19 protein-coding genes are annotated in these 19,100 nt (G+C 71.7%); 10 read left to right on the top strand and 9 right to left on the bottom strand.

Annotated elements, in window-relative coordinates:
* Nucleotides 1–160 precede the first annotated feature (160 nt).
* Nucleotides 161–1,009: a patatin-like phospholipase family protein gene (locus ACQP2Y_RS41450; RefSeq protein ID WP_433721802.1), complete on the top strand. Its 849-nt coding sequence runs from the start codon at nucleotides 161–163 to the stop codon at nucleotides 1,007–1,009.
* Nucleotides 1,006–2,064: a 1-acyl-sn-glycerol-3-phosphate acyltransferase gene (locus ACQP2Y_RS41445; protein ID WP_433721801.1), complete on the top strand. Its 1,059-nt coding sequence runs from the start codon at nucleotides 1,006–1,008 to the stop codon at nucleotides 2,062–2,064. The genes ACQP2Y_RS41450 and ACQP2Y_RS41445 overlap by 4 nt, the downstream gene beginning before the upstream one ends.
* A 62-nt stretch (nucleotides 2,065–2,126) precedes the next feature.
* On the opposite strand, the gene ACQP2Y_RS41440 is transcribed toward ACQP2Y_RS41445, so the two are convergent.
* Both ACQP2Y_RS41440 and ACQP2Y_RS41435 read right to left on the bottom strand, forming a co-directional pair.
* Nucleotides 2,127–2,936, bottom strand: a complete 810-nt coding sequence (locus ACQP2Y_RS41440; protein WP_433721800.1) for a hypothetical protein — start codon at nucleotides 2,934–2,936, stop codon at nucleotides 2,127–2,129.
* A gap of 128 nt (nucleotides 2,937–3,064) precedes the next feature.
* Nucleotides 3,065–3,871 carry a hypothetical protein gene (locus tag ACQP2Y_RS41435; protein ID WP_433721799.1) on the bottom strand — a complete coding sequence of 269 codons (807 nt, stop codon included), beginning with the start codon at nucleotides 3,869–3,871 and terminating at the stop codon, nucleotides 3,065–3,067.
* A gap of 135 nt (nucleotides 3,872–4,006) precedes the next feature.
* Between ACQP2Y_RS41435 and ACQP2Y_RS41430 the strand changes: the two genes are divergently transcribed.
* Both ACQP2Y_RS41430 and ACQP2Y_RS41425 read left to right on the top strand, forming a co-directional pair.
* Complete coding sequence (locus ACQP2Y_RS41430; RefSeq protein WP_023562166.1) at nucleotides 4,007–4,300, top strand: 4a-hydroxytetrahydrobiopterin dehydratase; 294 nt, start codon at nucleotides 4,007–4,009, stop codon at nucleotides 4,298–4,300.
* A gap of 79 nt (nucleotides 4,301–4,379) precedes the next feature.
* Nucleotides 4,380–5,525, top strand: coding sequence for an FHA domain-containing protein (locus tag ACQP2Y_RS41425; protein ID WP_433721798.1), 1,146 nt, complete (start codon nucleotides 4,380–4,382; stop codon nucleotides 5,523–5,525).
* A gap of 32 nt (nucleotides 5,526–5,557) precedes the next feature.
* Here the strand turns inward: ACQP2Y_RS41425 and rocD are convergent, their stop codons facing one another.
* The 4 genes from rocD to ACQP2Y_RS41405 form a co-directional block, all read right to left on the bottom strand.
* The gene (gene rocD / locus ACQP2Y_RS41420; protein ID WP_433721797.1) at nucleotides 5,558–6,769 is read right to left on the bottom strand and encodes an ornithine--oxo-acid transaminase; all 1,212 of its coding nucleotides are present in this window, start codon (nucleotides 6,767–6,769) and stop codon (nucleotides 5,558–5,560) included.
* The gene (gene ddaH / locus ACQP2Y_RS41415) at nucleotides 6,762–7,574 is read right to left on the bottom strand and encodes a dimethylargininase (RefSeq protein ID WP_433721796.1); all 813 of its coding nucleotides are present in this window, start codon (nucleotides 7,572–7,574) and stop codon (nucleotides 6,762–6,764) included. The genes rocD and ddaH overlap by 8 nt, the downstream gene beginning before the upstream one ends.
* Before the next feature lie 302 nt (nucleotides 7,575–7,876).
* Nucleotides 7,877–8,557: a thrombospondin gene (locus tag ACQP2Y_RS41410; RefSeq protein ID WP_433721795.1), complete on the bottom strand. Its 681-nt coding sequence runs from the start codon at nucleotides 8,555–8,557 to the stop codon at nucleotides 7,877–7,879.
* A gap of 118 nt (nucleotides 8,558–8,675) precedes the next feature.
* Nucleotides 8,676–9,284 (bottom strand): ATP-dependent Clp protease proteolytic subunit, encoded by a 609-nt coding sequence (locus ACQP2Y_RS41405; RefSeq protein WP_433721794.1) that lies wholly within the window; start codon nucleotides 9,282–9,284, stop codon nucleotides 8,676–8,678.
* A 206-nt stretch (nucleotides 9,285–9,490) separates the two neighbouring features.
* On the opposite strand from ACQP2Y_RS41405, the gene ACQP2Y_RS41400 reads away from it, so the two are divergent.
* The gene (locus ACQP2Y_RS41400; RefSeq protein WP_433721793.1) at nucleotides 9,491–10,048 is read left to right on the top strand and encodes a hypothetical protein; all 558 of its coding nucleotides are present in this window, start codon (nucleotides 9,491–9,493) and stop codon (nucleotides 10,046–10,048) included.
* A gap of 39 nt (nucleotides 10,049–10,087) precedes the next feature.
* Nucleotides 10,088–10,900 carry an Fpg/Nei family DNA glycosylase gene (locus ACQP2Y_RS41395; protein ID WP_433721792.1) on the top strand — a complete coding sequence of 271 codons (813 nt, stop codon included), beginning with the start codon at nucleotides 10,088–10,090 and terminating at the stop codon, nucleotides 10,898–10,900.
* Here ACQP2Y_RS41395 and ACQP2Y_RS41390 read toward each other — a convergent pair.
* The 3 genes from ACQP2Y_RS41390 to ACQP2Y_RS41380 all read right to left on the bottom strand — a co-directional run bounded on the left by ACQP2Y_RS41390 (nucleotide 10,892) and on the right by ACQP2Y_RS41380 (nucleotide 14,994).
* A complete protein-coding gene (locus tag ACQP2Y_RS41390) occupies nucleotides 10,892–12,364 on the bottom strand; it encodes a polysaccharide deacetylase family protein (protein WP_433721791.1) in 1,473 nt (490 codons plus the stop codon). The genes ACQP2Y_RS41395 and ACQP2Y_RS41390 overlap by 9 nt on opposite strands.
* A gap of 132 nt (nucleotides 12,365–12,496) precedes the next feature.
* On the bottom strand, nucleotides 12,497–13,840 hold the full coding sequence (locus tag ACQP2Y_RS41385) for an FAD-dependent oxidoreductase (protein WP_433732280.1): 1,344 nt from the start codon (nucleotides 13,838–13,840) through the stop codon (nucleotides 12,497–12,499).
* A gap of 32 nt (nucleotides 13,841–13,872) precedes the next feature.
* A complete protein-coding gene (locus ACQP2Y_RS41380) occupies nucleotides 13,873–14,994 on the bottom strand; it encodes a carboxylate-amine ligase (protein ID WP_433732278.1) in 1,122 nt (373 codons plus the stop codon).
* Between the two features lie 115 nt (nucleotides 14,995–15,109).
* Here ACQP2Y_RS41380 and ACQP2Y_RS41375 point away from each other — a divergent pair, with 115 nt between their 5' ends.
* The 4 genes from ACQP2Y_RS41375 (at nucleotide 15,110) to ACQP2Y_RS41360 (ending at nucleotide 19,086) form a co-directional block, all read left to right on the top strand.
* Complete coding sequence (locus ACQP2Y_RS41375) at nucleotides 15,110–15,397, top strand: DUF6412 domain-containing protein (protein WP_433721790.1); 288 nt, start codon at nucleotides 15,110–15,112, stop codon at nucleotides 15,395–15,397.
* Between the two features lie 61 nt (nucleotides 15,398–15,458).
* Nucleotides 15,459–16,169, top strand: coding sequence for a YidC/Oxa1 family membrane protein insertase (locus ACQP2Y_RS41370; protein ID WP_433721789.1), 711 nt, complete (start codon nucleotides 15,459–15,461; stop codon nucleotides 16,167–16,169).
* 91 nt (nucleotides 16,170–16,260) lie between these two features.
* On the top strand, nucleotides 16,261–17,667 hold the full coding sequence (locus tag ACQP2Y_RS41365) for a carbohydrate-binding protein (protein ID WP_433721788.1): 1,407 nt from the start codon (nucleotides 16,261–16,263) through the stop codon (nucleotides 17,665–17,667).
* A gap of 159 nt (nucleotides 17,668–17,826) precedes the next feature.
* The gene (locus ACQP2Y_RS41360; RefSeq protein WP_433721787.1) at nucleotides 17,827–19,086 is read left to right on the top strand and encodes a chitinase; all 1,260 of its coding nucleotides are present in this window, start codon (nucleotides 17,827–17,829) and stop codon (nucleotides 19,084–19,086) included.
* Nucleotides 19,087–19,100 lie beyond the last annotated feature (14 nt).

Genomic DNA, 19,100 nt, shown 5'->3' with positions numbered 1-19,100 from the left:
CGCCGATGATGGCACGCCCGGACCGCCCGCATGTACCCCGCGCGGTCTTGCCAGCACGCAGATGTCATCGGCGGGAGCGACGGTCGGTGCCATGCAACCAGGCACGACATCGCCTTGATCTTGCCTTCGATCTGATCACCTCCCCCGCTACCCTGGGCCGATGAACACCCCGGTTGCTTTTGTGCTCGGGGGCGGTGGCGTGCTCGGCGCCGTGCAGGTGGGCATGCTGCGCGCCCTCTTCCGGGCGGGCTACCGGCCCGACGTCGTGGTCGGCACCTCCATCGGCGCGGTCAACGGCGCGCTGGTCGCCGCCGACCCCTCCGAGGCGGTCACCGAACGCCTGGTCCGGCTCTGGTCGTCGCCCGAGGCCGCCGAGGTGTACGGCGACTCGCTCGCCCGTCAGCTCCGCCGCTTCGCCGCCCGCACGCACCTGCACTCGCCGCTGCCGTTGCGCCGCCTGCTCACCGGTGAGCTGGGCGAGCAGTCCACGTTCGCCGACCTCAAGGTGCCGTTCCGGTGCTGCGCGGCCAGCATCGAACGCGCGGCCGAGCACTGGTTCGACAGTGGTCCGCTGGTCGACGCCGTGCTGGCCTCGTCGTCGGTGCCCGGGCTGCTGCCGCCGATGGAGATCGACGGGGAGCACTTCGTCGACGGCGGCATCGTCAACTCGATCCCGATCGGGGAGGCCGTGCGGGTCGGCGCCAAGCGGATCTTCGTGTTGCAGGTCGGGCGGATCGAGCGGCCGCTGGTGGTGCCGAAACGGCCGTGGGAGGTGGCCCAGGTGGCGTTCGAGATCGCCCGGCGGCACCGGTTCGCCCGCGATGTTGCATCGCTGCCCGACGATGTACGGGTGCATGTCCTGCCGACCGGCGGTGGCGACAGCCGCGACGACTCGCCGTGGGCGTACCGCGACATGGCGGCCGCGGGTCGCCGGATCAGCCGCGCCTACACCGCCTCGCGCCGCTACCTCGCCGCCAACGTGACCCCCGCCTCCGCCGAGGGTCCGTGATGCTGCCACCCGTCTGGGTCCGCCGGCTGGTCATCGCCCCGGCCGTGGTCGTGCTGTCCGTCGCGCTGCTGGCCACGCTGCCGGTGTGGCTGATCCTGGCCCTGGCCGCCTCGCCGCTGGTGCCCGGGCATCTGCGGGTGCCGCGGCTGGTTTTCCTGGCGATCGCCTACCTGATCTGGGACGCGGCCGCGCTGGTGTGCCTGGCCGCGCTCTGGCTGGCGTCGGGTTTCGGGTGGAAGATCCGCAACCCCACCTTCCAGCGCGCCCACTACGTGCTCACCGGCTGGTTCCTCGACGTGCTGTTCTGGCTGGCCCGCTGGTCGCTGCACCTGAGCATCGACGTGGTGGGCACCGACCCGGACACCGGGATGCCGGGTCGCCCGGAGGTCGTGGTGAGCCGGCACGCCGGGCCGGGCGACTCGTTCGTCCTCATCCACGGCCTGGTCAACTGGTTCGACCGGGAGCCGCGGATCGTGCTCAAGGCGACCCTGCAGTGGGACCCGGCGGTCGACATCCTGCTCAACCGCCTGCCGAACAGGTTCATCTCGCCCGGCCACACCCGTACGGCGTCGCTGGAGCAGGAGATCAGCGACCTGGCGACCGGGCTGGACCACAACGACGCGTTCGTGATCTTCCCGGAGGGCGGCAACTTCACCCCGCGCCGGCGCACCAAGGCGATCGCGTTCCTGCGGGCCAAGGGCATGGAGGACATGGCGGTCAAGGCCGAGGGGCTGCGTCACGTGCTGCCGCCCAAGCCGGGCGGGCTGTTCACCGCGATCGACGCCGCACCGGACGCGGGGGTCATCTTCGTGGCGCACACCGGGCTGGACCGGATGATCACCATCCGGGACGTGTGGCGTGAGCTGCCGATGGACAAGCAGCTGGTGATGCGGTTCTGGAGCGTGCCGCCGGAGGAGGTGCCGGCCGGCGAGGAGGAACGGGTGGCCTGGCTCTACGAGTGGTGGGCGCGCATCGACGCCTGGATCGAGGAGAACCGCCCGCAGCCGCGCCCGCTGGGCACCGACTGGTCCGCCCGGCGTAGGCCCGTCGCCTGAGCCCTGAGCTGCAGAAGGCCCGGACGCGGCAGCGTCCGGGCCTCCTCGTCGATCGGTGCGGGTCAGCCACCCAGGCTGGTGTACAGGCTGTCCGGCGCCTCGGTGGTCTCCCCGGCGGCCGGCTTCTGCGCCTCGACCTTGATGCCGTAGTCGGTGTAGAGCACCTCGAGCGGCTGGGCCTGCTGGCCGTTGACCGCCGGGAGCTGGATCGTCAGCGCCGACAGCCGGCCCTGCTCGTCCAGGCCCGCGGTGAACGGCACCTTCTGCGCCTGGGCACCCCAGGTCTTGACCAGCGTCTGGTCCACGCCCGCCACGCCGGCGGCCTTGGTCAGATCGAGCGTGCCCTTGTAGCTGCGGGCGTCGACCTGCTGCACGTCGGTGGTCGAGGTGAGCAGCTGCGCGGTGTTGGCCGGGTCGATCTGGCCCGGGCGCAGGCCCACGTTGGCGCCCTCGGGCAGCCGGGACACGTCCACGTGGGTCCAGGTGGTGCCCTTGGTGACACCCGGGACCTTCACGTAGAGGTCCTGGCCGACCAGCAGGGTCTGCACCTTGACCTCGGTGTTGGGCCCGGTGACGGTGAGGTCGGCGGTGCCGGTGCCGTTCGGGGCGTCCATCAGGCCGGTCAGCTTGAGGCCGGGACCGGAGGTCATGGTGACCTTGAAACTGGAGGTGCCCAGCGTGGCGGTGGCCGTGGCCAGCGCGGCGGCTGCGGTCGCATCGGGGCTGGCCGCGACGGCGGACGCGCTGGGAGCGTCCGTCACCGGGGCGCTGGCGCCGGGGGTGCCGTCGCTGTCAGCCGTGCAGCCGGTCATCGCGAAAGCGACCGCGGCCATCGATGCGAGGCCGAGTCCGGCGAGTCGTGGCGTCCGCATGTCGGTCCTTCCTTGCCCTGCCGCGCGTCCGGGGGTGACGAACGGTCGGGGGGTGGTTTGCCCGATGGGACCGAAGCGCAAACGGACCCCGGGCCGGGCCGGTGTGACCGGCCCGGCCCGGGGACGCGTCAGTTGTTGAGCATGCCGGCGAGCTGGGAGGGGAGCTCCTGGACCTGGGCGGCCGGCGGTGCCGCGACCGAGACCTTGGTCCCGAAGTCCGAGTACGTCGTCTTGACCTTGCCGCCACCCGGCATGGCCCCGGCGCCGGACGAGGCGCCCAGCCCGCTCATGTCCAGCGTCAGCTCGACCAGGCGGCCCTGGTCGTCGGTCTTGGCCGTGAACGGCACCAGCGTGTTGCCGCCGAGCGCCTTCAGGGCGTCCTTCTTGTTGTACGTCGGCGACTTGGCCAGGTCGAGCGAACCCTGGTAGCCGTTCGCCCCGGCCCGCTCGACCTTGGTCATCGCGGCGACCATGGCCTTGGTGCCGGCCGGGTCGTCCGGGGACATCACGTTGAAGCTGCTGCCCGCGGGGAGCTTGGCCGCGTCGACGTGCATCCACTCCTTGCTGCTCTGGCCGCCGAGCATCTGGCCCACCGCGCCGCCGAACTTCATGAAGACGTCGGTGCCGACCTTGCGCAGCTCGATCTTGTTGCCGTCGCCCAGCGCGCCCATGTCCATGGTCATCCGGGCGTTGCCGGCCTTCGGGTCCGCCTCACCGGAGGCGGTGATCGCGCCGACCATCTCCATCTCGAAACGCAGGCTCTGCTCGCCCAGCTTCTGCGCCGCGGCGGCCAGCTCGGCTGCCGGCTTCGCCTGCTCGGCGGCCGCGGCGGTGCTGCTGCCGGGCTGGGCCACGCTGTCGGCGGGACCGCAGCCGGTGAGCCCGAGAGCGGCGACCAGGGCGAGACCAGCGATCGCCGGTCGTCGATTCCTCATGGGTTTCCTCCCCGTTGTGCCCGCCCCGGTCTCCCGGGCTCCGGGCGTCAAGTCGGCGCTCACGGTAGCGAACGGGTGCGACATCCTCATCCGAGGCGTCATGGCCGGGGGGCGCGCGGGCATTAAGGTTGTCTCATGGCTGACCTGCTCGACGCCGATTCCGTACGCAGTGCCGTGGCCGTCCTCGACGGCTGGGAAGGCGGGACGGACGCGATCGTACGCACCGTGGGCCTGCGCAGCTTCCCGGCGGCGATCGCCGTCGTCGACCGGGTCGCGAAGGTCGCCGAGGAGATGGACCACCACCCGGACATCGACATTCGATGGCGCACGCTGACCTTCCGCTGTGTCACGCATGCGGCCGGTGGGGTCACCACGCGTGACATCGCCCTGGCCAACCGCATCGACCGGATCCTCGCCGACGCCTCCTGAGCGCCCTGATTGGCCGCCCGCGGGCACCAGACGGCATGATGGCCGGAGGTAGCCGCACGCGCACGTACAGGGAGGCCCCGTGAGATTCGAGGTCAGCAAGGTCCTCGACGCGATCGAGGCCCGGCTCACCACCGACCCGGCCCTGGCCCGCGCCGTGGTCGACCTGTCGGAGATCGTGCGCTACGCCGATCTCGACGGCGGCCGCCCGGCCAGCATGCTGCGCCTCGGCCTGGTCATCGACGCGCTCGGCCGGCACGTCTCGGAGGAGAACGTCCCGGTGTACGCGGTGGTGCCCCGGGGCCTGCTCTCCGACGCGGACCTGACCTCCAACGAGCGCATGGTGGTCCGCCGCTGGGCGGACGACGGCGTGGTCGAGGTCGTCCCGCAGCTCGACGACCGGGTCCTCGAGGTGGCCGAGCTGCTGGGCCTGCCCGTGCTGACCCGCACCCGCGCCGAGCAGTTCCGTGACCGCCGGCCGTGGGTCGAGGAGCCGGGCCGGCTGCTGGCCGCGGTGCCGGGTGCCGGTGGTCCGGTGCTGGTGGCGAGGATCGGTCGCGGGGAGGTTCCCGCGGTCGCCGAGCCCTCCCCGATGGGCGCGAAGCTGCTGGCCCGGGTGTGGAGCTGCCCGGAGGCCAACTGCAACGCGTACGGCTCCGGTGGCGACCCGGACAGCCCGTTCGCCGACATGCGCAAGACGACCGCCCCGGTTGCCCAGCCGCCACCGTCGCTGCGGTCCGGCGCCCCGACCTGCCCGCGGCACGGCACCCGGCTGCGCGACGCGGGCCCGCGCCCGGCGGTCGAGGTGCTGTCGGTGCGTATCGACGGCGTGGTGCGCCAGCGCTTCGTGGTCTCGACCGACAAGCCCGTCGTGGTGGGACGCGCGCCCGAGGGCGGCGGCGTGATGCTGGGCCAGTGGCTCACCGACGACGCCCGGAAGTGGATCAGCCGCGGTCACGTGCGGCTGGCGCTGAACGGCGGCGAGCTGACCGCCCAGGACGTCAGCACGAACGGCACGGGCATCCGCCCGGGCGGCTCAGTGGACGACGACGACCGGATCACCCTGAACCGCGACGAGACCCGCATCCTGGCGGCCAACGACGTGGTGGAGCTGTACGCGGGCGTGAACGTGGGCCGCGCCAAGCTGTGGGCGACCGGTGGCGTGACGCAGCCGTCGTCGGTCATGGCGGAGGCCCCGACGATGGCGATCCGCAAGTTCGAACGCTGAGGGGAGGCGGACTCCCGCCTCCCCCGTCACGCTCAGGCCAGGATCGCGGCCAGCTGCGCCACCGCGTGCTCCAGGTCTTCCTCGGTGACCACCAGGGGCGGGGCCAGCCGGATCGTCGAACCGTGCGTGTCCTTGGCCAGGATGCCGCGCGCGGCGAGCCGCTCCACGGCCTGCCGGCCGGTCATCAGCGCCGGGTCGATGTCCACCCCGGCCCACAGCCCGCGTCCGCGGACCGCCAGCACGCCGTGGCCGACCAGAGCCGCGAGCCGTTCGTGCAGCAGCGCGCCCAGCCGCTCGGAGCGTTCCTGGAACTCGCCGGTGGCGAGCAGCCGGACCACCTCGGCGCCGACCGCGCAGGCCAGCGGGTTGCCGCCGAACGTCGAGCCGTGCTCGCCCGGCTTGAGCACGCCGAGCACGTCCCGGTTCGCCGCGACGGCCGACACCGGCACGATGCCACCGCCGAGCGCCTTGCCCAGCAGGTACATGTCCGGCACGACCCCTTCGTGCTCGATCGCGAAGGTCTTACCGGTGCGGCCGAGGCCGGACTGGATCTCGTCGGCGATGAAGAGCACGTTGTGGTCGTCGCAGAGCGACCGGACGCCGGCGAAGTAGCCCTCGCCCGGGATCAGCACCCCGGCCTCGCCCTGGATCGGCTCGAGCAGCACGGCGACCGTGTTCGGGGTGATCGCGTCGGCCAGCGCCGCCAGGTCGCCGTACGGCACGATCTTGAAACCGGGGGTGTACGGCCCGAAGTCGTCCCGCGCGTCCGGATCGGTGGAGAAGCTGATGATCGTCGTGGTGCGCCCGTGGAAGTTGCCGTCCGCGACGATGATCTCGGCCTGCCCGTCCGGCACGCCCTTGACCTGGTAGCCCCACTTGCGGGCGACCTTGATGCCGGTCTCCACGGCCTCGGCGCCGGTGTTCATCGGCAGCACCAGGTCCTTGCCGCAGAGCTCGGCCAGCCCGTGGCAGAAGTCGGCGAACTGGTCGTGCACGAACGCCCGGCTGGTCAGCGTGAGACGGTCGAGCTGGGCGTGCGCGGCGGCGATCAGGCCGGGGTGCCGGTGGCCGAAGTTCAGCGCCGAGTAGCCGGCCAGGAAGTCCAGGTAGCGGCGGCCGTCGACGTCGGTGACCCAGGCGCCCTCGGCGTCGGCGATCACCACGGGCAGCGGGTGGTAGTTGTGGGCGGTCCAGCGCTCGGCGTCGGCCAGGGCGGCGGGTGTCCGCAGGTCCAGATCAGTCACGGGTACGAACCTCCAGGGTGCAGCACTTCGGGCCGCCGCCGGCCTTGCGCAGCTCGGAGACGTCGACCCCCACGGTGGCGTAGCCCCGCTCCCGCAGTGCGGCGGTGAGCGCGGTGGCCTGCACCGGCAACACCACGGTACGGCCGTCGCTGACCGCGTTGAGACCGAGCACCTCGGCGTCGGCCGGGGTGGCGATGACCGCGTCCGGGAACAGCCGGCGCAGCACGGCCTGCGAACCGGGGGAGAACGCCGACGGCAGGTAGGCGATGTTGCGCTCGTCCAGCACGCAGAGCGCGGTGTCGAGGTGGTAGTAGGCCGGGTCGACCAGCTGCAGCGTGATCACCGGGCGGCCGAAGACCTCCTGGGTCTGCGCGTGCGCGGCGTGCGAGGTCCGGAAGCCGGTGCCGGCCAGCAGCACCTCGCCGGCGAGCAGGATGTCACCCTCGCCCTCGTTGGTGTGCTTGGAGTCGAAGACCTCGAAGCCGTTGTTCTGGAACCAGGCGGCGTACGCCGGGGCCTCGTCGGCCCGCTCGGCGTCGCGGAACTGCACGGCGAGCACCTTGCCGTCGACCACGGTGGCGCCGTTCGCGGCGAAGACCATGTCGGGCAGGCCGGGCAGGGGCTCGATCAGCTCGACGGTGTGGCCGAGGTCGAGGAACGTCTGCCGCAGGTGTTCCCACTGGCTGACGGCCAGAGCGTTGTCGTACGGCGCCGTCGGGTCCATCCACGGATTGATCCGGTACGTGACCGCGAAGTGGGTCGGCCGGCACATGAGATAGCGGCGCGGGGTGGCGGTGGGCGTCATGACGGCAACGCTATGCGCGAAGTGCCTGCGTACGCCCCGGAACAACCATGCGCGCGGCGGCGGATCGTTGCGTGATCGGGGGCCGGCGCGAAGATTCGTTGCACGTGCGTCGGGGGCGGCGAACCGCCGCCCCCGCACAACGATGCGGTCCCGTCCCGAAGCGGCCGAGGTGATCGTCCGTTCGCAGTGTTTCCGCGCTGTCCGGCGCACCGCCGGATGATTTCGGGGCGGGACGGCTGGTGACCGTCCCGGTTCCGAGATGCACCGGCGGCGCATCGCCGCCGGTGAATGTCTGGTACCCGTCAGAAGCGGTCGATAAACTGTGCGTCAAGCCACTCTCGGACGCTGGTGACCGGCTGCATGTCGGTGCCGAGCCAGGAGAGCGAGCCGGTGAGGGCCAGCACGCCGACCACGATCGCGCCCAGCGACAGGATCATGCCGATCAGGGCGTCGGTCTTGCCGGCGATGTGCCGCTTGCCGGTGGCGTGGATGCCGCTCAGCGACAGGATCAGGCCCAGCACGGCCAGGCCGATGCCGTAGCCGAGCAGCGGGCCGGAGAGCACGAGCAGGGCGGCCACGACGCTGACGATCAGACCCATGGTGGCGAGCAGGCTGGCCCGCGGCTTGGGCCCGGCGACGACCGGCGGCTGCTCGATGGTCTTCTCATCGCCCCGGTCGAAGCGGTCAGCCCCGTCGAAGCGGTCGCCCCGGTCGGTGCGGGCGGCGACCGGCCGGGGGGCCTGCAGGTCGCGGCTCTTCAGGTCGTCGCGGGTCTTCGGCTCGTTACCGACGGCCTGCTGGTTGACCAGCGTGTCCTCGTCGGCGGGCCGGCGGCGCTCGACCACGGGCGGCGCGGCGGGCGGCGGTGTCACGCTGGCGTCGGTGCGCGGCCGCACCGGAGTCGTGGCGCTGGTCGCGCCGGCCGGACGCGCTTCGGTCTCGGCGGTGGTGTCGGACTGGCGCGAGAACGTCGGAAGTCTCATCGTCAGCACCTCCTTCAACCCTCGGGGATGCTCTCGCTATACCCCGATGGCCGGACCGCGACACAAACACGGCGGCGGCGGGCGCCGGCAGAGCCGGGCACCCGCCGCCGGAAACGCGTCAGACCAGGGCGGACGTCGCGTTGACGTCGGTCGCCTTGGAGATCACGTGGTCGACGATCCCGTAGTCCTTCGCCTCCTGGGCGGTGAACCAGCGGTCCCGGTCGGAGTCGCGGCCGATCTCCTCCGGGGTGTGCCCGGTGTGGAAGGCGATCCGCTCGTTCATGACCGACTTGATGTGCAGCATGCTCTCGGCCTGGATGGCGATGTCGGCCGCGGTGCCGCCGATGCCGCCGGACAGCTGGTGCATCATCACCCGGGCGTGCGGCAGGGCGTACCGCTTGCCGGCGGTGCCGGCGCAGAGCAGGAACTGACCCATCGAGGCCGCCATGCCCATGGCGATCGTGGCCACGTCGTTCTTGATGTACTGCATCGTGTCGTAGACGGCCATACCCGCGCTGATGGAACCACCCGGCGAGTTGATGTACAGGGCGATGTCCTTCTCGCTGTCGGCCGAGGCGAGCACCAGCAGCTGCGCGCAGATCCGGTTGGTCACCTCGTCGTTGACCTCGCTGCCGAGGAAGATGATGCGCTCCCGGAGCAGCCGCTCGAAGACCTGGTCGTCAAAGGATGCGCCACCCGCCCGCATCGCGATCTCGTCAACTCTCATGGACCCACCCTCTCGCACGAGCCGGGAGTCTGTCGCACCCACCCGGCATTCGACCTCTACCACCTTCCCCGGTAGAGGGCGCCGATCCCAGCAATTCTCCTCAGGGCGAAAGACCGGGGGTCACCGGCAAGGATGACCGGCACGGAGCTGCCATATTCTCGTACGCGTCAGCGCCCATGTCCCACTGCGCCGGGAAGGGGCCCGCAGTGATCGATCTGGACCAGCCGGCTCATGACCGGAGGCGGCGCCGGCTCGCTAGCGCGCGGGCGCTGGTCCTGGTCGTGGTGGGGTCGTTTCTGGCCGGCGGGGTGCTCGGCGGCGTCGCGACCTACATCGGGTGGTACCGGCCGTTGGCGGCGTCAGTGGAACAGGCGGATCAGGCCGACTGGTCCACGGTCTCAGTGCTGCTCTTCGCCGAGGACGGTGCAATGACGGTGCACGACGAGCAGCGGCGGGTACGCATCGAAGCCCAGGTCACTGTCGTCAATGCCGGGCCGGAGATGGTCGGCGTCCTTGCCGTCCGCGTCGACCAGCCGGGCGTCACCGTACGCAGCCCCGAGAAGGAACGTCAGGTCGCGCCGGGTACGACGTTGCCCGTCGACGTGGTGGTCGAGTGGAACTGCGCCGTGGATCCGCCCCAGGAACTCATTGCCGTCGTCAGCGTGGAGACGGCGGACGAGCAAGTCGGGAAAATGGTGCCGGCGACCCTCGCCGGTACGCCGTGGATCGAGAGCAGGCGTAAGGGTTGCGCCGGCTCGGGCTGAGTCGCCGGGGATCCGGGCGTCTGAGTACCGTTGCTTCCCGTGCCAGAGGGACACACGATTCATCGGCTTGCGGCGCGGCATCGGGCGCTCTTCGCCGGGCAGGTCGTTCGGGTGGCCAGCCCGCAGGGGCGGTTCGCCGCCGGGGCCGCGCTGCTGGACGGGCGCACGCTGGTCGACACCGAGGCGTACGGCAAGCATCTGCTGCACCACTTCGACGACGAGTCGACGATGCACATTCATCTCGGGCTCTACGGCAAGTTCGCCGATGGCGAGTTGCCCGCCCCCGCGCCCGTCGGGCAGGTGCGACTCGCCATGTCCGGTGCGCGCCACTGGCTGGAGCTGCGGGGTCCGACCGCCTGCGAGGTGCTCGACCCGGTGCAGGTCGCGGCACTGCGGGCCCGGCTCGGGCAGGATCCGTTGCGCGACGATGCCGAGCCGCGGCTGGCGTACGCCCGGGTGGTGGCCAGCGGCAAGCCGGTGTTCGCGCTCCTGCTCGACCAGACCGTGGTGGCCGGGTGCGGGCTCATCTACGCCAACGAGGTGTTGTTCCGGGCCGGGCTCGCGCCGACCACGCCGGGGCGGGACGTCAGCGTGCAGTGCTGGGCGGAGCTCTGGGACGACCTGCGGGCCCTGATGAAGGAGGGGGTCGTGCGGGGGCGGATCGACACCGTCCACACCGCTCACACGCCGGAGGCGATGCGGCGGGCGCCGCGGGTGGACCGGCACGGCGGTGAGGTTTATGTCTACCGCCGTACGGGTCAGCCGTGCCTGGTCTGCGGCACCGCGGTCACCCGGGGGCCGATGGCCGGACGGAACCTCTACTGGTGCCCGGTCTGCCAGCCGTCAGAGTGAGGACGCCGGGCCGGGAGCCGCCGCGGTGGGGGCCGGCGGCTGGTCCGGGATGCCGAGCTGGAAGTTCTCGGTCAGCCAGGGCAGCAGCTGCTCGTACGCCAGGATGGTGTCCGGCTGGTTGAAGTCGTGCGACAGCACGATCGCGCCCGGCCGGGTGTCCTTCTGCACGCCCTTGACGATCTTTTCTACGTGGGCGGCGTCGTCCTCTTGCTCGGTGTGCTCCCAGTCGCGGGGGTCGACCTCCCAGTAGAGCGAGGTCATGCCGTCCGTGTACGCCGTCTGCACCAGGGCGTCGGTGAAGTTGCCGCCCGGGGCGCGGAAGAACGGGATCTCCGCACCCGGCACCGCGGCCTGGATCGCCTCGTTGGTGCGGCGCAGATCCTCCTGGATCTTGCCCGGGCGCTTCTTGCCGATGGTCAGGCTGTGGTCCCAGGTGTGGTTGCACAGCGTGTGACCGGCCGCGGCGATCTGCCGGACGATCTCCGGGTGCCGCTGCACCTGGCTGCCGACCAGGCAGAACGTGGCCTTGACCTGGTATTTCGCCAGTAGTTCGAGGATCTTCGGGGTCTGCACCGGGTCGGGGCCGTCGTCGAAGGTGAGCGCGACGGTGGCCGAGCCGGTCGTGCGCAGCGACTTGGCCGGGCCGGCGCCCTCGGGCACGAGGATCGCGGGCGCCGGGCTGGTGGCAGCCGCCGACGGCGTCGCGGGGCCGGAGGGCTTGGCGGCGGGTTTGGCGGGTGTGGTCGCGGCGGGCTCGGCGGCCGCGGTGGGCTCGCCGGGCTTCTGCTGCGGGGCCTTGTCCTTCTTCTTCGCCGGCGCCTTGGTCGCGGTGGCGACGGCGTGGTCGGCGGCGTTCACCGGGTTGACCTCGGGGTCGCCGCTCTGCTGGATCGGCACGATCAGCAGCAGGCCGACCGCCACCAGGGCGGCGAGCAGGGCCTGCTGCCGGCGCCGGCCGATGAGCAGCCAGGACTCGATCGGCAGGGTGCCGGGCGCGCGGTGGCTGCCGGTGACGGGCGGGCGGCCGCTCTCGGCGAGCGCCCAGCCGCGGACCGCCTCGGCCGCGTCGCGGACGACGGGCAGCGGGCGCACGGTGATGGCGAGCGGGTCGGCGGCCTTCGCGTGCTTGCCGCGGGACGAGCCGCGGGTGGCGGTCGTCCGCCGCGCCCGCGTGGCCTTGGCCTTGCGTCGGTCGTCCCGGTTGCGGCGGGGGGCCAGGTCGAGGGAGGTACGGCGACCGCCGGCCACCCGGGTCGTCGTCGGGGGACGCAGCACCGTGGCGTCGGCCAGTGACTCGGGGCGCCGGTGCCGTCCGTTGGCGGTCTCGCCGTCGAGGATCTGGACGTGCGGGAAGCCGCCGGTCGTCGCGGTCAGCGCGCCGCCACTGCGGGCGCGCGCCGCCGACTGGGCCGCGTGCCGCGGCCCGTTCTCTGGCGCCGTACGAGGTGCGGGGAGCGACGGCATTCGTCATGCCTACCGGGTTACAAGATCAAAGACGATACCGCTTTCGTGATCAATGGGTGACCGGAAGTGATCGCTCCTGCTCACAGCTTTGCGCGCAGAGCGGATTGATGACGACACATCGGACGATAAGCATCACCCCGCCGCGTGCACGGCGTCCGTCGCCTTGCGCGCGGCGATCAGCACCGGATCCCACACCGGGGAGAACGGCGGTGCGTAGCTGAGATCGAGGGCCGTCATCTCCTCCACGGTCATGCTGTTCCAGACCGCGATCGCCAGTGAGTCGATGCGCTTGGCCGCCTCCTCGCGGCCCACGATCTGCGCGCCGAGCAGCATGCCGGTCCGCTTCTCGGCGATCAGCTTCACCGTCATCGTGCTGGCGCCGGGGTAGTACCCGGCGCGGCTGGTCGACTCGACCGTCGCCGTGACGAACGCGAAGCCGGCCGCGTTGGCTTCTTTCTCGGTCAGCCCGGTCCGGGCCACCTCCAGCTCGCACACCTTGGTCACCCCGGTGCCGATCACGCCCGGGAACGTCGCGTAGCCGCCGCCGATGTTGATGCCCGCGACCCGGCCCTGCTTGTTGGCGTGGGTGCCCAGCGGCACGTGCACCGGCTGGCCGCTGACCCGGTGCACGGTCTGCACGCAGTCACCGGCCGCCCAGATCCCGTCCAGGTGCCCCTGCGGCCCGATGACCCGCATCCGCAGATCGGTGCGGAGCCCGCCGGTCACCCCGACCGGGATGCCCGAACGCACGGCGAGCGCCGTGTTCGGGCGTACCCCCAGGCCCAGCACCACGATGTCGGCCGGCAGCGTCCCCTGCGGGGTGACCACCGCGGAGATCCGGCCGTCGGTGGTCTCCAGGCCCTGCACGTGGGTCCGGGTGCGCACCTCGATGCCCAGCCCGCGGATGGCCTCGCCGACCCGCTCGCCCATGTCCGGGTCGACCGTGGCCATCGGCTGCGCCGACTTCTCCAGCAGGGTCACGGCCAGCCCGCGCCGGACCATCGCCTCGGCCATCTCCACGCCCACGTAACCGCCGCCGATCACGACCGCGGTGCGCGGCTGCGGCTCGCGGTCGAGCCAGGCGTGGATGGCCGCGCCGTCGTCCAGCGTCTGCACGCCGAAGACGCCCTCGCCGTCGATCCGGGCCCAGTCCGGCGTCACCGGCACTGCGCCGGTCGCGTACACCAGGTGGTCGTAGCTCTCCCGGCGTTCGCCGTCGCCGTCGAGGTCGCGGGCCACGACCTCGCGGGCGGCCAGGTCGATGCCGACGACCTCGTGGCGGGTGTGCACGCTGATGCCGACGTCGCGGAACTCCTGCGGCGTACGGGCGATCAGCGCGTCCCGGTCCTTGACCGCACCGCCGATCCAGTACGGGATCCCGCACGCCGAGTACGACGTGAAGTGCCCCCGCTCGAACGCCACGATCTCCAGTTCGTCAGGCCCCAGCCGCTTGCGGGCCTGCGACGCCGCGGACATCCCGGCCGCGTCCCCGCCGACGACGACGAGTTTCACCGCTCGCCCCGGGTGGTGGCCGCCAGCCAGTCCACGACGGCCTCGACCGAGCCACCACCCTGGGCCAGCAACGCCCGCTGCCGGGCCGCGCCGGTGCCGTGTGCGCGCAGCCGTCCCAGCAGGACAGTGGTCATCTCCAGGTCGCCGTGGCGTTCGAGCTCCGGGCGTACGTAGTCGAAGAGCTGGCGCATCAGTTTCCAGGCCGGCCGCGGCTCCCGGGTGGCCATGTCGATGTTGAGGCCTTCCAGCCCGTCGTGCGCGGCGCGCCAGTGCGCGGCCATCAGCAGCGGGTGCGGCACGTTCGGCGCTCTCCGGCCGTCCTCGACCTCCCGCAGCAGGGTCGCGACCAGCGCGCGGGCGAGCGCCGCCAGCAGCATCGCGTCGTCCGGGGTGGGGCAGACGTCGCCCATCCGGATCTCCACGGTCGGGTAGTTCGCCGACAGCCGGGCGTACCAGTAGAGCATTCCCTCGTCGAGCATCGCGCCGCTCGCGACCAGGTCCGAGATCATCGTCTCGTACTGCTCGTGGGACTCCAGGTACGGCGTCGGGCCGACCGTGGGCCAGCGCTCCCAGAGCATCGAGCGCCAGCTCGCGTACCCGGTGTCGCGGCCGTCGAAGAACGGCGAGTTCGCCGTCGCGGCCTGGAAGATCGGCAGCCAGGGCCGCAGGTGGTTGAGCACCTGCACGCCGGTCTCCGGGTCGGGGACGCTGACGTGCACGTGCATGCCGTTGAGGCCGCCGCCGGGGGAGAGATCGCCGAAACGCTCGCGCATCCGGTGGTAGCGGGGCTTGTCGACGACCCGGGAGTGCTCCCCGGCCGCGGGGCTCGCGCCGACCGCGACCAGCCGGGCGCCGGCGCGTTCGGTCGCGGCGGCCAGCCCGGACCGCAGCCGGGTCATCGACTCGAAGAGATCGCGCAGTTCCAGCTGGGGCGGACTGGCCGTCTCGATCTGGCTGCGCACGAACTCGTGCTGCACCGAGTCGCGGATGTCGTCGCCGAGGTGGTCGAACACCTCCTCGACGCGGTCGACCGCGCGGGCCTCGGTGGCGTCGACGAGCAGATACTCCTCCTCCACGCCGAGCGTGAGGAGTCCCTGGGCTTCCGCCTCGTCGGCCATCTCCTCGGAGATCGTTGTTGCCGTCGCCGCGCTCTCCGAAGTTGCCATGACCGCAAATTACCCGGCCGCGGTCTCCGGAAAACGAAGGTTGCGCCGCGCGCGTAGCGTTCGAGGCATGCTGCTGCTGGGGTTCTGGGTGTTCGCCGCCCTGCAGAGCCCCGCGCCCGGGTCGTCCACCCAGCTGATGCTGGGTCTGGCGGCTGTCGCGGCCGCGATGATCGTGGTGCTGGCGGCCGCCGCCGTCATCCCGGTGCCGTCCCTGCGTCCCGCCTCGGCCGGCGTCGGCCTGGCCGTGCGGGCCCTGCGCCGGCGGCTGCCCCGCCTGCTGGACCCCGACGCGGCCGGGCGGCCGCGTCCGCGAGCCCCGTCGGCGTGCCCGGCGGTCGTGCTCCCCGCGCTCTGACGCGCGCCTGGGCCGGCCGTCTCCGCGTCCTTACTTCCTTTCGGACCGCAGGGGTACGCCCATGTCCTTTTCCGCTGCGCTCGATGCCGTCGTCGGTGTCGCGCACTCCGCCCTCGAGGGTCTCGCCACCCTCCTGACCCCGGCCACCGGCGGGCTCTCCGCCGCGCTGGCCATCGTCCTGTTCACCGTCGCCGTCCGGCTGCTGATCAGCCCGCTCACCTGGTTGCAGGCACGTTCCGCCCGGCGCGGCGCCGCGCTGGCGCCCGAGCTCGCGGCACTGCGGGAGCGGCACCGCGACGATCCGGTGCTGCTCGCCACCGAGACGCTCGCCCTGCAACGCGCGAACGGCGCCGGCCCGTTCGCCGCGATGCTGCCCGCGCTGGCCCAGGCGCCGTTCTTCATGTTGATGTACCACCTGGTGCAGCCCGGTGCCGGTACGCCCACCGGGGTGCTCGGCGGCCACCTGTTCGGCGTGCCGCTGACCGCGCACCTGGCGGCCGGTCTGCCGGTCTTCGCCGTGCTGCTGGCGCTGGCCACCGCGCTGGCGTGGTGGTCCTCGCGGCGTACCCGGCGGTTGCAGCCGGCCCCGGCCGATCCGGCCCAGCCCGGCGCGACCCTGCTGCCCCGGATCATGTCCGCGCTGCCGTTCCTGACGGTGGTGATGGTGGCCTGGCTGCCGCTCGCCGGTGGCCTCTATCTGGTCACGTCGGCCGCCTGGACCGCGCTTGAACAGGCGATCTGGCGGCGTCCGGCACCGGTAACCAATCGGTAGTCATGCATATTGACAAGCTTCCGTAACACCCTGGAAACTTCCAGAGAGCGCTCTCAGCAGTTCATCCCCATCCCCCCGAAAGGCCGTTGTCATGAGAAGCACCCCGAACAAGTGGCGCCGGCGGTTGCTCGCTGCCGCCGCTGTCGTGATCGCCGGAGGCGCCTCGGCTGTCTTCGTGGCGCAGGCCGACGCGGCCGTACCGCCCGCCCCCTCGGGCATGAGCCTGATCTTCAGCGACGACTTCACCGGCGCCGCGGGCACCGGGCTGAACCGCAGCAACTGGATCTACGACATCGGCACCGGCTACCCCGGCGGCGCGGCGAACTGGGGCACCGGCGAGGTCGAGCGGATGACCGACTCGACGCAGAACGTCTACCAGGACGGCAACGGCAACCTGGCGATCAAGCCGATCCGCGACGCGGCCGGCAACTGGACCTCCGGCCGGGTGGAGACCCAGCGCACCGACTTCGCCGCGCCGGCCGGCGGCAAGCTGCGCATCGAGGGGCGGCTCCAGCAGCCGAACGTCACGGGGGCGGAGGCCGCCGGCTACTGGCCGGCGTTCTGGACCCTGGGTGACGCGGCCCGGCCGGTCGGCGCGACCAACTGGCCGAGCATCGGCGAGTGGGACATCATGGAGTCGATCAACGGCCGGCCCTCGGTCTTCTCGGCCCTGCACTGCGGCGTCAACCCGGGCGGTCCCTGCAACGAGACCACCGGCCTGGGCAGCGGCGAGAAGTCCTGCCCGACCTGCGGCACCGCCTTCCACACGTACGCGGTCGAGTACGACCGCAGCGTCTCCCCGGAGCAGCTGCGCTTCTACCTCGACGGCGCGCAGTACCACCAGGTCAGCGCGAACCAGATGGACGCCACGACGTGGAACAACGCCACTCACCGCGGCGTGTTCATCATCCTGAACGTGGCGATGGGCGGCGGCTTCCCGGCCGCGTTCGGTGGCGGGCCCACCGCGGCGACCCGGTCGGGTGTGCCGATGCTGGTCGACTACGTGGCCGTGTACCGCTCGGGTTCGGGTGGCACCACGCCGCCGACCACCCCGCCGACCACGCCGCCCACGACGCCGCCGGCCGGTGGCGTGCGCGACGCGTACGGGCAGATCGAGGCCGAGTCGTACAACGCCGCGTCGTCGGTCATCAAGGAGACGTCGTCCGAGGGCGGTCAGAACGTCGGCGCCATCAGCAACGGTGACTGGCTCCAGTTCGACAACGTCGACTTCGGCACCGGCGGGGTACGCGACTTCGTGGGCCGGGTCTCCTCCGGGGCGGCGGGCGGCGTCAGTGGCCTCGTCGAGGTCCGGGTCGACAGCCGCAGCAACGCGCCGATCGGCAGTTTCGCGCTCGCCAACACCGGCGGGTGGCAGTCCTGGCGGTCGGTGCCGGCCAACGTGGCCAACGTGTCCGGGCGGCACACGGTTTTCCTGACCTTCACCAGTGGGCAGCCGGCCGACTTCGTCAACGTGAACTGGATCCAGTTCCGCAGGTAGCGACTTCGTTCAATACGTACGCATAAGGGCCGGGGGCGTGACCAGCGCCGCCGGCCCGCGCACCTTAAAGAACTTTAAGGTGCCGGGGGTCTGGACTAGTTCTGTTAACAGTCCTAATAATCAATGAACCTAACTGTTCGACGTGGAAGGCCCACCCCCATGCGCCGATCCCTGGTCCTCGCCGTGTCCGCCGCCCTCGCGGCCGCCGGCTCCGCTGTCTACATAGGATCTTCCGCGAGCGCGGCCACCGCCTGTGCCCCGGCGTGGAGCTCCTCGGCGATCTACGTCAAGGACAACTCCGTCTCGTACCAGTCGAAGAACTACACCGCGAAGTGGTGGACCACCAACGAGGTCCCCACCGCCAGCGGGCAGTGGGGCGTCTGGGCCGACAAGGGAGCCTGCGGTGGCGGGACGACGCCGACCACCCCGCCGGCCACGACCCCGCCGACCACCCCACCCACGACCCCGCCCACCACGCCGCCGACGACGCCGCCCACCACGGTGCCGCCGAGCAACGGCACGCTGCCGGCGCACTTCATCACCGGCTACTGGCAGAACTTCGACAACCCGGCCAACGAGCTCAAGCTCGCCGCCGTGCCGAGCACCTACGACCTGGTCGCGGTGGCCTTCGCGGACGCCACGAGCACCCCGGGCGCGGTCTCCTTCACCATCGACGCCGGGCTCTCCGCCTCGGTCGGCGGCTACACCAACGAGCAGTTCAAGGCCGACATCGCGACGCTGCACTCGCGCGGCAAGAAGGTCATCATCTCGGTCGGCGGTGAGAAGGGCTCGGTCAGCGTCAGCGACGCGGGCGCGGCGACCAACTTCGCCAACTCGGTCTTCTCGCTGATGCAGACGTACGGCTTCGACGGCGTCGACATCGACCTGGAGAACGGGCTCAACCCGACCTACATGGGTCAGGCGCTGCGCAGCCTGCGCGCCAAGGCGGGCGCCAACCTGATCATCACGATGGCGCCGCAGACCATCGACATGCAGAACCCGGCCGGGTCCTACTTCAAGCTCGCGCTCGACATCAAGGACATCCTCACGGTCGTCCACACCCAGTACTACAACTCCGGCGCGATGCTCGGCTGCGACCAGAACGCCGCGTACGGCCAGGGCACGGTCAACTTCCTGGTCGCGCTGGCCTGCATCCAGCTCGAGGCCGGGCTGCGTCCCGACCAGGTGGCGCTCGGCCTGCCGGCGACCACCAGCGCGGCCGGCGGCGGCTACGTCTCGCCGTCCGTGGTCAACCAGGCCCTCGACTGCCTGGCCCGCGGCACCAACTGCGGCTCGTTCCGCCCGCCGCGCACCTATCCCGGTATCCGCGGCGCGATGACCTGGTCGATCAACTGGGACGTCACCGCCGGCAACGGCTGGGCCAACACCATCAAGCCGCACCTGTCCACCCTGCCCTGATCACCAGATTCCCC

The sequence above is a fragment of the Actinoplanes sp. CA-051413 genome (assembly GCF_050955795.1).
Taxonomy (GTDB): Bacteria; Actinomycetota; Actinomycetes; order Mycobacteriales; family Micromonosporaceae; genus Actinoplanes.
Note: the sequence above shows the minus strand (reverse complement) of the source record. Positions and strands in the feature narration are given on the sequence as shown.